The organism is Enterobacter sp. A103, from assembly GCF_034427535.1.
Taxonomy (GTDB): Bacteria; Pseudomonadota; Gammaproteobacteria; order Enterobacterales; family Enterobacteriaceae; genus Enterobacter; species Enterobacter asburiae_B.
In genome coordinates this window covers 120,100-132,842 of sequence record NZ_JAXQPQ010000002.1, presented here as the reverse complement: position 1 = coordinate 132,842, position 12,743 = coordinate 120,100, and the positions used below count along the sequence as shown (strand labels likewise).

Here is a 12,743-nt window from a genome sequence, read left to right as displayed (position 1 = left end):
GCTGAGCGTATAGACAGGGTGGAGCTAATGCGGACGTTTGTTCGTATTGTGGAGGCGGGATCCCTCTCTGCGGCGGCACGGCAGCTGGCTACTACCCAGGCCACGGTAAGCAGACGGTTACAGTCGCTTGAGACCATGCTGGGCGTGCGCCTGATATTGCGCACCACCCACACGACGCGGCTGACGGATGACGGCGAGCGCTGCTATCAGCACGCCCGTCGGGTGATTGACAGCTGGCTGGCGCTGGAAGATGAGGTGGGGCAGACGGAAGATGAGCCGGTAGGCGTGCTGCGGGTGCGCGCTCCGCACGCGTTTGGTCAGGATCAGCTTCTGAAACCCGTAACCGAGTTTTTGCAACGCTATCCCCAGCTTTCGATTGAGTGGATGCTCAACGATCGGTCAGCGGACTTCCTCGGCGACAACCTTGACTGTGCGATTCGGGTGGGCGTGGAAGTCGATCCGGCGACCGTGTCCGTGCTGCTGGCCGAAGTGCCGCGCTCGGTGGTGGCTTCACCGGCACTGCTGGCCCGTTTCCCGTCGGTTACCACGCCGGAGGATTTGCAGCAGTTTCCCTGGATAGCGATCAGCTCATTCTACCAGCGCCATGTGGAGCTTTTTCACGATGCATCACCCGCCACCGCGCGGATTGCTATTACGCCACGGCTGAGCACCGATAGCCTGTATGTCGCACGCAATACGGCGCTCACCGGGCTTGGCGTGGCGGTGGTATCCAGCTGGACGGTACAGGATGATATTCGGGAAGGGCGGCTGGTGCATTTGCTGCCAGACTGGCAGCCAGCGGCGTTACCGGTGCATCTTGTTTACCCCTGGTCCCGCTATTATCCGGCACGCTTGCGGCGTTTTCTGGAGTTGATGCGGCAGGTCATGCCAGAGGTGACCGGGATGAGAAAGCCCGTGCAGCAGTCATAAAAAAAGCCGACCCTAAGGTCGGCTTTTTGCTTTCAGCGTCGTTATTCGACAGACTGCGGACGCGTCGCCGGTGCAGTCGCCTGATGCGTTGCACTGTGGCCGCCTGCAGCGCCTTTACCGTCGAAGCTGAACGCCGGGCGTACCCAGTCACTGTGACGCGGGGCTTCAGGCACGTAATCCGGCGCCGGAGCGCGCGTCATTGGTGCTGTCGCCACGTGGGCTGCGGCTGGTGCAGAAACAACCGGCTCAGGTTTCACCTCAGGCGCTTTCGCTTCTTCGACAACCGGTTCAACCTGAATTTCAACGTCCTGAACGACTTCTTCAGCGGTGGTTTCAACCAGGGTTTCTGCGGTGTCTTCCACTGCTGCTACAGGTTCAGCCACTTCAGCCACTTCCTCAGCCACCACGGCATCTTCTTCGGCGATAAGCTGCGGTGCGGCATCAACCGGCGCGGCAATCACTTCTGGATGGGTGGTTTCAACTTCCACTGCGTGAGGTGCTTCAGCTTCAACAACCTGAGATTCAACCACGGTTGCCGCTTCAGTCACGACGTCTTCTACCGCGGCTGCTGGTGCAATCACCTCTTCGGTTACAGGCTGTTCTTCAACAACCTGCTCCGGGCGAGCAACCGGGTAGCGGATCCAGACTTTGCCGGAGGCCATTTCTGGCGAAGCACAGGCAATAGTCAGCGGCATTGGCGACTGAGTCGGGTAACGTTCGTCACGATAGCGACGACGGCGCTGGCCGCTGACGCGCAGATGACGTGGAGAACGACGTGAACGGCGCGGCATACCGGCGTTATCACGGTTTTCACCGTTATCATCCTGCTCAACGTTGTTTTCAACGACCGCTGGCAGGTCAACTTTCGCCAGCTGCGTACCGGTTGCGATCTCGCTGGTTTCAACCGCGATAGCGCCTGACTCTTCGGTTACTTCAGAGGCGAAGCGAACTTTCTGAGAAAGCTGGCGCTGCTTACGACGCGGCATAACCTGAGTACGTTCTTCCTGCTCGACGTCCTGCTGTTCAACAGGCTCTTCGCGGTTCAGGTTTTTGACTTCCTGCTGCGCCTGACGCTTCTCGTCGTTACGGCGACGGCTGCGTTCACGGCGCGGCTGCTGGTCGTCACGCTGTTTGCTCTTCTCAGACTCATCGCCCGCCTGCTGGCGAATTTCACGATCTTCAACATTCGGCTGTTGTTTCTCGCGACGGTTGCGACGGTTGTCTTCGCGTTGCTCACGGCCTTCGCCATTCTCAGAGCGGTTGTCACGGTTATCACGACGCTCGCTGCGGTCATTGCGATCGCTGCGGTCATTACGATCGCGGCGGTTGTTCTGACGCTTACGGCGATCCTGCTGACGCTCTGGCTTGGCTGCTTTTGGCTCTTCTTTCGGCTGCTCTGGCTGAACTTCTTCTTCAGCAAACATCTTCTTCAGCGCGCCAAAGAAGCGGCTCAGCAGACCCGGCTGTGCCGGCTGGGCTTTCGCTACCGCGGCTTCTGGTTTCTGCGCTGCAGGTTTGGCCGCAGGTTTTTCCAGGGCTGCTTCCGGTGGTGCTTCAGGCATGATGAAGGTCGCTAACGCAGGCTGCTCTGGCAGTTTGCGCTCGGCTGGCTCTTCATCGGAAGGCAGAGACATCTCTTCTTCATGCAGCTTCGGCAGCAGGTAGCTGAGGGTGGTCGTCTCTTCGCCCTTACGCACGCGCAGCACGTGATAGTGTGGGGTCTGCATCTGGTCGTTTGGCACGATGATGCAGCGAACGCCACCCTGACGCGCTTCAATCGCACTTACCGCTGCACGTTTTTCGTTAAGCAGGTAAGAGGCAACGGGCACCGGCACAATAGCGTGAACCTCTTTGGTGTTCTCTTTCAGCGCTTCTTCTTCAATCAGACGCAGAATGGAGAGGGACAGAGATTCGTTATCACGCACGGTACCGGTGCCGGAGCAGCGCGGACAAACGTGATGGCTGGACTCGCCGAGAGACGGGCTCAGACGCTGACGGGACATCTCCAGCAGGCCAAAGCGTGAGATATGGCTAATCTGGATACGCGCCCTGTCCTGACGCACCGCTTCGCGCAGACGGTTTTCAACCGCACGCTGGTGGCGTACCGGGGTCATGTCGATGAAGTCGATAACAATCAGACCACCCAGGTCGCGCAGGCGGAGCTGGCGGGCGATTTCATCAGCGGCTTCGAGGTTAGTGTTGTAGGCAGTCTCTTCGATATCGCCACCGCGCGTTGCACGCGCGGAGTTGATGTCGATAGCGGTCAGCGCTTCAGTGGTATCGATAACGATAGAACCGCCGGATGGCAGACGCACTTCACGCTGGAAGGCGGACTCAATCTGGGATTCGATCTGATAGTGGCTGAACAGCGGGATTTCACCGGTGTACAGTTTAATTTTGCTGGTGAAATCCGGACGACCCAGCGCGGCGATGTGCTGGCGCGCCAGCTCAAGCACTTTCGGGTTATCGATCAGAATCTCACCGATGTCCTGACGCAGGTAATCACGGAAGGCACGCACGATAACGTTGCTTTCCTGGTGGATCAGGAACGGAGCAGGGCGGCTTTCGGCTGCTTTCTGAATGGCTTCCCAGTGCTTCAGACGGAAGCTCAGGTCCCACTGCAGCGCTTCGGCTGATTTGCCAACGCCTGCGGTACGCACGATAAGCCCCATGCCATCAGGCAGTTCGAGGCTTGCCAGCGCTTCTTTCAGCTCGGTACGGTCATCACCTTCGATACGGCGAGAGATGCCACCCGCACGCGGGTTGTTAGGCATCAGAACCAGATAGCTCCCTGCCAGGCTGATAAAGGTGGTCAGTGCGGCACCTTTGTTGCCACGCTCTTCTTTATCAATCTGAACGATAACTTCCTGACCTTCACGCAGAACATCTTTGATGTTTGGGCGGCCATGGGCGTTGTAGTTTGCGGGGAAATATTCGCGGGCGATTTCTTTCAGAGGGAGGAAACCATGACGCTCAGCACCGTAATCGACAAATGCAGCTTCAAGGCTTGGTTCAATGCGGGTGATTTTACCTTTGTAAATGTTCGCTTTTTTCTGTTCGTGTCCAGGACTTTCGATATCCAGATCGTACAGGCGCTGCCCATCCACAAGGGCGACACGCAACTCTTCTTGCTGAGTTGCGTTGATTAACATTCTTTTCATCGTAACTTACTCGTTATTCTTACATTGACGACAAAGCTGCGGGCAAGGTGACGCTTTCCGGGGTATGAACCGATGGCCTCGTGTCTGTTCACGTCGCCAACCTCACGGTTGTCGCTCGCTTAAGAGGCGCAGAGTGTCGGTTGCCTGTATTTCATACGGAAACACAGCGCAATTATCAGGGGAATTGCCTGGGTAGAACTCTCCAGAGAACAATCCTTATACCGGGAAGTACTGCAACCCGCAGCCCGCTAACTGCCTGAAAGATCAATACGTCTTACGCCATTGCTGCGTGGATGATCGGTCAGACAAAATTGGTCATTCCGTCAACATCCTTACTTAACCAGGATTTAACACGGAAAACATCCTCATTATTCCACTGCTCGCCGGGTTATAGCAAGATGACTTTTACCAATTATCACCCGGTTACTCACAGTTTCTTCACTTCAGAATGGCGATTGGTTTAATAACCACCAAATCGGTTGCGCGAAACGGGGAGCTGGCCGGATAAAAGTAAATATAAGCATAGAAAAATGAGTGGCGCTAATGGCTGACGATATTTAGAATCGCCAACCATGAAAACAGAGACTCCAGCCGTAAAAATGGTTGCCATCGCCGAAGATGACGCGGGGCAACGTATCGATAACTTTTTGCGCACCCAGTTGAAAGGTGTACCAAAGAGCATGATTTACCGCATCCTGCGCAAGGGCGAGGTGCGGGTGAACAAAAAACGCGTGAAGCCTGAGTACAAACTCGAGGCGGGCGATGAAGTGCGTATTCCGCCGGTGCGCGTTGCGGAACGTGAAGAAGAGACCGTTTCACCGAAGCTACAGAAAGTGGCGGCCCTGAGCGATGTGATCCTGTACGAAGATGACCACATTCTGGTGCTCAATAAACCGTCAGGAACGGCTGTTCATGGCGGTAGCGGTCTGAGCTTCGGCGTGATTGAAGGGCTGCGTGCCCTGCGCCCGGAAGCGCGCTTCCTTGAACTGGTGCACCGTCTTGACCGTGACACCTCTGGCGTACTGCTGGTGGCGAAAAAGCGTTCTGCGCTGCGTTCTCTGCATGAACAGCTGCGTGAGAAAGGGATGCAGAAAGACTACCTGGCGCTGGTGCGCGGTCAGTGGCAGTCCCATGTAAAAGTGGTGCAGGCGCCGCTGCTGAAGAACATTCTGCAAAGCGGCGAACGTATTGTCCGCGTGAGCCAGGAAGGAAAACCGTCTGAGACGCGCTTTAAGGTTGAAGAGCGCTATGAGTTTGCCACGCTGGTGCGCTGCAGTCCGGTGACCGGCCGTACCCACCAGATCCGCGTGCATACGCAGTTTGCAGGGCACCCAATTGCCTTTGATGACCGCTATGGCGACCGCGAGTTTGATAAGCAGCTGGCGGGGACGGGGCTGTCGCGTTTGTTCCTGCATGCGGCAGCGCTGAAGTTTACCCATCCTAATACGGGAGAAGTCATCCGTATTGAAGCGCCGCTGGATGAGCAGTTGAAACGCTGTCTTAAGGTTCTGCGCGGCTAAGGTAAACGTAAAACGGCAACGAATGTTGTCGTTTTTAATGTTTGCTCCCTCTCCCTGTGGGAGAGGGCCGGGGTGAGGGCATCAGGCCGCAGTTTAGTAGGCCCATGCAAGCGAAGCGCCGCTGGGCAAAAGTCACATGGTCAGCGGATTACACTCTTCTCGTCTTAACATCTGACACAGGGCAATCAGCGGTAACCCCACCAGCGTGTTGGGATCGCGACCGTCCAGCTTGTCGAACAGCGCAATCCCCAGTCCTTCGCTTTTAAAGCTCCCCGCACAGTTCAGCGGACGTTCCCGACGCACATAATCCACGATCTCTTGCTCGCTGAGATGGCGAAAGTGTACGTCGAACGGCTCGCATTCGGTTTGCAGATGACCGGTGGCGGAGTTATAAAGCGCCAGGCCGGTATAAAAGGTCACGATAGTGCCTCGCGCGCGCAGAAGCTGCTGGCAGGCGTTCTCCTCCGTATGGGGCTTGCCGGTGATTTCGCCGTCCAGCACGCAAACCTGGTCTGAGCCTATAATCAAATGTGCGGGGTAATGTGCGGCCAGCGACTGCGCTTTCTCTTTAGCAAGACGCATCACCAGATGACGCGGTGATTCGCCCGGCTGTGGCGTCTCATCAACCTCTGGCGCGGCGCATTCAAACGGGATCCCGAGCTTTTCCAGCAGCATTCGGCGGTAGGGAGACGTGGAAGCAAGGACGAGATTTGGCATATTTTTATCACCAGATATAGCGTATCGATGCCAGCCATTTTAAACTACAGGCCGCAATGTGTGCGAATAATTGGCAAAAGGCAGCTCTGGTTGCCTTTTTCTTTGACTCTATGACGTTACAAAGTTAATATGCGCGCCCTATGCAAAAGGTAAAATTACCCCTGACTCTTGATCCGGTTCGTACGGCTCAAAAACGCCTCGATTACGAAGGTATCTATACTTCCGATCAGGCTGAGCGTATTGCCGAATCCGTAGTCAGTGTGGACAGTGATGTAGAATGCTCCATGTCGTTCGCTATCGACAACCAGCGTCTCGCCGTTTTAACCGGTGATGCAAAGGTGACGGTAACGCTCGAGTGTCAGCGTTGCGGGAAACCGTTTGTACAGCATGTTCACACAACGTATTGTTTCAGTCCGGTTCGTTCTGACGAACAGGCTGAAGCACTCCCGGAAGCGTATGAGCCGATTGAGGTTAACGAATTCGGTGAAATCGATCTTCTGGCTCTGGTTGAAGATGAAATCATCCTCACCTTGCCAGTCGTTCCGGTGCATGATTCTGAACACTGTGAAGTGTCCGAGGCGGACATGGTCTTTGGGGAACTGCCTGATGAAGCGCAAAAACCAAACCCATTTGCCGTATTAGCCAGCTTAAAGCGTAAGTAATTGAGGAGTAAGGTCCATGGCCGTACAACAGAATAAACCAACCCGTTCCAAACGTGGCATGCGTCGTTCCCATGACGCGCTGACCGCAGTTACCAGCCTGTCTGTAGACAAGACTTCTGGTGAGAAACACCTGCGTCACCACATCACCGCTGACGGTTTCTACCGCGGCCGCAAGGTTATCACTAAGTAATCACGCGCAAGCGTGATTAGGCTTAGTGAGGATTTCCCCGTGCAAACGGGGAATTTACCGAACCAGGCTGCGACGATACCTTGACACGTCTAACCCTGGCGTTAGATGTCATGGGGGGAGATTTTGGCCCTTCCGTGACAGTGCCTGCAGCATTGCAGGCACTGAATTCTAATTCGCAACTCACACTTCTTTTAGTCGGCAATCCCGACGCAATCACGCCATTACTCGCAAAAGCTGACTTTGAACAACGTTCGCGTCTGCAGATTATTCCTGCGCAGTCAGTTATTGCCAGTGATGCCCGACCCTCGCAGGCGATTCGCAATAGTCGTGGCAGCTCTATGCGGATAGCGCTGGAGCTGGTGAAAGAAGGGCGAGCTCAGGCTTGCGTCAGCGCGGGAAATACCGGCGCGCTGATGGGGCTGTCGAAATTGCTGCTCAAACCTATTGAAGGTATTGAGCGCCCTGCGCTGGTAACGGTGTTACCGCATCAGCAGAAGGGCAAGACGGTGGTGCTCGATTTGGGCGCTAACGTCGACTGTGATAGTACTATGCTGGCTCAGTTTGCCGTGATGGGATCGGTGCTGGCAGAAGAAGTTGTCGGGATCAACACTCCCCGTGTTGCGTTACTGAACATTGGTGAAGAAGAGACCAAAGGCCTGGACAGCATTCGCGAAGCGGCTGAATTGCTCAAACAGGTTCCCTCCATCAACTATATTGGTTATCTCGAAGCCAATGAGTTGTTGACGGGTAAGACGGATGTTTTGGTGTGTGATGGCTTCACCGGAAACGTCACGTTGAAGACCATGGAAGGGGTCGTACGCATGTTTCTTTCTCTGCTGAAATCTCAGGGAGAAGGCAAAAAAAGCGCCTGGTGGCTGATTTTATTGAAGCGTTGGTTACAAAAGAGCCTGACGCGGCGATTCAGTCACCTCAACCCCGACCAGTATAATGGCGCCTGTCTGTTAGGATTGCGCGGCATCGTGATTAAGAGTCATGGCGCCGCCAATCAGCGAGCATTTGCTGTCGCGATTGAACAGGCAGTGCAGGCGGTGCAGCGACAAGTCCCTCAGCGGATTGCCGCTCGCCTGGAATCTGTATTAGCTAAAAGTGACTGAGCGTACATGTATACGAAGATTTTAGGTACCGGCAGCTACCTGCCAAAACAAGTGCGTACCAACGCCGATCTGGAAAAAATGGTAGATACCTCTGACGAGTGGATTGTCACGCGCACAGGTATCCGTGAACGTCGTATTGCCGCGCCAGACGAAACCGTGTCGACCATGGGTTACGAAGCCGCACAGCGTGCTATCGAAATGGCGGGCATTGATAAAGAACAGATTGGTTTGATCGTGGTCGCCACGACGTCTGCCACGCATGCTTTCCCAAGCGCGGCATGCCAGGTGCAGAACATGCTCGGCATTAAAGGCTGTCCGGCGTTTGACGTCGCTGCCGCGTGCGCAGGCTTCACCTATGCGCTGAGCGTTGCCGATCAGTACGTGAAATCCGGTGCCGTTAAATACGCGCTGGTGATCGGTGCTGACGTGCTGGCGCGTACCTGCGATCCAACCGATCGTGGAACGATCATTATTTTTGGTGATGGTGCGGGTGCAGTGCTGCTGGGGCAGTCCGAAGAGCCAGGTATCATCTCTACGCATCTGCATGCTGATGGCAGCTATGGCGAACTGTTGACCCTGCCTAACGCCGATCGCGTTAATCCGGACAACTCGATTTACCTGACTATGGCAGGGAACGAGGTGTTCAAGGTGGCGGTAACCGAGCTTGCACACATCGTTGATGAAACGCTGGAAGCGAATAACCTTGAGCGTACCGCGCTCGACTGGCTGGTGCCGCATCAGGCGAACCTGCGTATCATCAGCGCGACCGCGAAAAAGCTGGGCATGTCGATGGATAACGTTGTAGTGACGCTGGATCGTCATGGCAACACCTCTGCGGCGTCGGTACCGTGCGCATTTGATGAAGCGGTACGCGATGGACGAATCAAACGGGGCCAGCTGGTCTTGCTTGAAGCCTTCGGTGGCGGGTTCACCTGGGGTTCCGCGCTGGTTCGTTTCTAGTATAAGGAATAAAAAATGACGCAATTTGCTTTTGTGTTCCCGGGACAGGGCTCTCAAACCGTTGGGATGTTGTCTGAAATGGCAGCACGCTATCCGGTAATTGAAGAGACTTTCCGTGAAGCTTCTGATGCACTGGGTTATGATTTATGGGCGCTGACCCAGCAGGGTCCGGCCGAAGAACTGAACAAAACCTGGCAGACCCAGCCAGCGCTGCTGACCGCGTCCGTTGCGCTGTGGCGTGTCTGGCAGCAGCAGGGCGGTAAAGCGCCAGCGCTGCTCGCGGGTCACAGCCTGGGTGAATACTCTGCGCTGGTGTGTGCCGGCGTGATCGCGTTTGCTGACGCGGTACGTCTGGTTGAACTGCGCGGTAAATTCATGCAGGAAGCGGTGCCGGAAGGCACGGGCGGCATGTCTGCCATCATCGGTCTGGATGATGCTGCAATTGCAAAAGCGTGTGAAGAATCTGCTGAAGGCCAGGTTGTCTCTCCGGTAAACTTCAACTCGCCGGGCCAGGTGGTTATTGCCGGTCATAAAGAAGCGGTTGAACGTGCGGGTGCGGCCTGTAAAGCAGCGGGTGCTAAGCGTGCGCTGCCGCTGCCGGTCAGCGTGCCGTCTCACTGTGCGCTGATGAAGCCTGCTGCCGAAAAACTGGCGGTTGAGCTGGAAAAAATTACGTTTAACGCACCGACGATTTCCGTTGTGAACAACGTCGATGTGAAATGCGAAACCACGCCGGAAGCGATCCGTGACGCGCTGGTTCGCCAGCTCTACAGCCCGGTACAGTGGACTAAAACCGTTGAGTTTATGGCCGCTCAGGGCGTTGAGCACCTGTATGAAGTCGGCCCAGGTAAAGTCCTCACCGGTCTGACAAAACGTATTGTTGACACCCTGACAGCCTCGGCAATTAACGAGCCGGAAGCGATGTCAGCGGCACTCTCGCAATAAAAGAGGAATACCATGAGTTTTGAAGGAAAAATCGCCCTGGTCACTGGCGCAAGCCGCGGTATCGGGCGTGCAATTGCTGAAACACTGGTTGCGCGCGGCGCGAAGGTGATTGGTACAGCAACCAGCGAGAATGGCGCTCAGGCCATCAGCGAGTATCTGGGTGCAAATGGTAAAGGTCTGGTACTGAATGTGACCGAACCTGCATCTATCGAATCTGTTCTGGAAAATATTCGCGCAGAGTTTGGTGAAGTGGATATTCTGGTAAACAATGCCGGGATCACTCGCGATAACCTGTTAATGCGAATGAAAGACGACGAGTGGAACGATATCATCGAAACCAACCTGTCATCTGTATTCCGTCTGTCAAAAGCGGTAATGCGCGCTATGATGAAAAAGCGTCATGGACGTATTATCACTGTCGGTTCTGTGGTTGGTACCATGGGAAATGCTGGTCAGGCTAACTACGCTGCGGCGAAAGCAGGTCTGATTGGTTTCAGTAAGTCGCTGGCGCGTGAAGTCGCGTCCCGCGGTATTACTGTAAACGTTGTTGCTCCGGGCTTTATTGAAACGGACATGACGCGTGCGCTGACTGATGAGCAGCGTGCGGGTACGCTGGCGGCAGTTCCGGCGGGTCGTCTTGGCGACCCTAAAGAAATCGCCAGTGCGGTTGCATTTTTAGCCTCTGACGAAGCGGGTTACATCACTGGTGAGACCCTCCACGTCAACGGCGGGATGTATATGGTTTAACCACGATGAAAAATATTTGCGTTATTAGGGCGAATGGCCTCAAAATAACGTAAAATCGTGGTACGAACTGCCGGGATTTAGTTGCAAATTTTTCAACATTTTATACACTACGAAAACCATCGCGAAAGCGAGTTTTGATAGGAAATTTAAGAGTATGAGCACTATCGAAGAACGCGTTAAGAAAATTATCGGCGAACAGCTGGGCGTTAAGCAGGAAGAAGTTGTGAACTCCGCTTCCTTCGTTGAAGACCTGGGCGCAGATTCTCTTGACACCGTTGAGCTGGTAATGGCTCTGGAAGAAGAGTTTGATACTGAGATTCCGGACGAAGAAGCTGAGAAGATCACCACCGTTCAGGCTGCCATTGATTACATCAACGGTCACCAGGCGTAAGTGAACATCTCCAGGCGGTCATTCGACCGCCTGAGTTTTATCTTTTTTAGTCCCACGAATCTCTTTTTTTATCCCTCCCTGGAGGACAAACGTGTCTAAGCGTCGTGTAGTTGTGACCGGACTTGGCATGTTGTCTCCTGTCGGCAATACCGTAGAGTCCACCTGGAAAGCTCTCCTTGCCGGTCAGAGCGGCATCAGCCTAATCGACCATTTCGATACTAGCGCCTATGCAACGAAATTTGCTGGCTTAGTAAAGGATTTTAACTGTGAAGAGATCATCTCGCGCAAAGAACAGCGCAAGATGGATGCCTTCATTCAATATGGAATTGTCGCTGGCGTTCAGGCCATGCAGGATTCTGGCCTTGTGATTACGGAAGAGAACGCAACCCGTATTGGCGCCGCTATCGGCTCCGGGATTGGCGGTCTTGGCCTGATCGAGGAAAACCATACATCTCTGATGAATGGTGGCCCGCGTAAGATCAGCCCGTTCTTCGTTCCGTCCACGATTGTTAACATGGTGGCGGGTCACCTGACCATCATGTTCGGCCTGCGTGGGCCAAGCATTTCAATCGCGACGGCCTGTACGTCTGGCGTACATAACATCGGCCAGGCCGCGCGCATTATTGCGTACGGCGATGCAGATGCTATGGTTGCGGGCGGTGCTGAAAAAGCCAGTACCCCACTGGGTGTCGGCGGTTTTGGTGCGGCGCGTGCGCTGTCTACCCGCAATGATAACCCGCAGGCGGCGAGCCGTCCGTGGGATAAAGACCGTGACGGCTTCGTGCTGGGCGACGGGGCGGGCATGATCGTACTGGAAGAGTACGAACACGCGAAAAAACGCGGCGCGAAAATTTATGCTGAAATCGTTGGTTTCGGCATGAGCAGCGATGCTTACCACATGACGTCTCCTCCTGAGAACGGCGCGGGTGCTGCGCTGGCGATGGAAAACGCGATTCGTGATGCGGGTATTACCCCAGCACAAATTGGCTACGTGAACGCGCACGGCACTTCTACGCCTGCAGGCGATAAAGCTGAAGCTCAGGCGGTTAAGTCTATCTTCGGCGAATCTGCCAGCCGCGTAATGGTGAGCTCCACCAAGTCCATGACCGGTCACCTGCTGGGTGCGGCGGGTGCAGTAGAGTCAATCTACTCCATCCTTGCGCTGCGCGATCAGGCTGTTCCGCCAACCATTAACCTGGATAACCCGGATGAAGGTTGCGATCTGGACTTCGTTCCTCACGAAGCGCGTCAGGTTAGCGGTATGGAGTACACCCTGTGTAACTCCTTCGGCTTCGGCGGCACCAACGGCTCTCTGATCTTCAAAAAGATCTGATCCTGACGTCCCGATAGCATTTAAAAAGGTCCGCTTGCCGGGCCTTTTTTATTAAGCCTAATCTTCTTGTCG

General features: G+C 54.9%; 12 protein-coding genes. 10 read left to right on the top strand and 2 right to left on the bottom strand.

The window, feature by feature from the left end; genetic code table 11:
- The first annotated feature begins 27 nt into the window (after positions 1-27).
- The gene (locus SPH27_RS06030; RefSeq protein ID WP_404851810.1) at positions 28-930 is read left to right on the top strand and encodes a LysR family transcriptional regulator; all 903 of its coding nucleotides are present in this window, start codon (positions 28-30) and stop codon (positions 928-930) included.
- Between the two features lie 41 nt (positions 931-971).
- Here SPH27_RS06030 and rne read toward each other — a convergent pair whose 3' ends face one another.
- A complete protein-coding gene (gene rne / locus SPH27_RS06025) occupies positions 972-4,091 on the bottom strand; it encodes a ribonuclease E (protein WP_182072536.1) in 3,120 nt (1,039 codons plus the stop codon).
- 572 nt (positions 4,092-4,663) lie between these two features.
- On the opposite strand from rne, the gene rluC reads away from it, so the two are divergent.
- Positions 4,664-5,611, top strand: a complete 948-nt coding sequence (gene rluC, locus SPH27_RS06020) for a 23S rRNA pseudouridine(955/2504/2580) synthase RluC (protein WP_024909023.1) — start codon at positions 4,664-4,666, stop codon at positions 5,609-5,611.
- A 132-nt stretch (positions 5,612-5,743) separates the two neighbouring features.
- Here rluC and SPH27_RS06015 read toward each other — a convergent pair whose 3' ends face one another.
- A complete protein-coding gene (locus tag SPH27_RS06015; RefSeq protein WP_033145212.1) occupies positions 5,744-6,328 on the bottom strand; it encodes a Maf family protein in 585 nt (194 codons plus the stop codon).
- 140 nt (positions 6,329-6,468) lie between these two features.
- Between SPH27_RS06015 and yceD the strand changes: the two genes are divergently transcribed.
- The 8 genes from yceD (at position 6,469) to fabF (ending at position 12,671) form a co-directional block, all read left to right on the top strand.
- Positions 6,469-6,990: a 23S rRNA accumulation protein YceD gene (gene yceD / locus SPH27_RS06010; protein ID WP_014883375.1), complete on the top strand. Its 522-nt coding sequence runs from the start codon at positions 6,469-6,471 to the stop codon at positions 6,988-6,990.
- A 16-nt stretch (positions 6,991-7,006) separates the two neighbouring features.
- Positions 7,007-7,180, top strand: coding sequence for a 50S ribosomal protein L32 (gene rpmF / locus SPH27_RS06005; RefSeq protein WP_003857964.1), 174 nt, complete (start codon positions 7,007-7,009; stop codon positions 7,178-7,180).
- Between the two features lie 80 nt (positions 7,181-7,260).
- Positions 7,261-8,295, top strand: coding sequence for a phosphate acyltransferase PlsX (gene plsX, locus SPH27_RS06000; protein ID WP_060568787.1), 1,035 nt, complete (start codon positions 7,261-7,263; stop codon positions 8,293-8,295).
- A gap of 6 nt (positions 8,296-8,301) precedes the next feature.
- On the top strand, positions 8,302-9,255 hold the full coding sequence (locus tag SPH27_RS05995) for a beta-ketoacyl-ACP synthase III (protein WP_023311150.1): 954 nt from the start codon (positions 8,302-8,304) through the stop codon (positions 9,253-9,255).
- Positions 9,256-9,270: 15 nt separating this feature from the next.
- Complete coding sequence (gene fabD / locus SPH27_RS05990) at positions 9,271-10,200, top strand: ACP S-malonyltransferase (RefSeq protein ID WP_033145214.1); 930 nt, start codon at positions 9,271-9,273, stop codon at positions 10,198-10,200.
- Positions 10,201-10,212: 12 nt separating this feature from the next.
- Positions 10,213-10,947, top strand: a complete 735-nt coding sequence (gene fabG / locus SPH27_RS05985; protein WP_008500795.1) for a 3-oxoacyl-ACP reductase FabG — start codon at positions 10,213-10,215, stop codon at positions 10,945-10,947.
- A 154-nt stretch (positions 10,948-11,101) separates the two neighbouring features.
- Entirely contained in the window at positions 11,102-11,338 is a 237-nt protein-coding gene (gene acpP, locus SPH27_RS05980; RefSeq protein WP_003857954.1) for an acyl carrier protein, read from the top strand.
- Positions 11,339-11,429: 91 nt separating this feature from the next.
- The gene (gene fabF, locus SPH27_RS05975) at positions 11,430-12,671 is read left to right on the top strand and encodes a beta-ketoacyl-ACP synthase II (protein WP_024909028.1); all 1,242 of its coding nucleotides are present in this window, start codon (positions 11,430-11,432) and stop codon (positions 12,669-12,671) included.
- Positions 12,672-12,743: the final 72 nt, after the last annotated feature.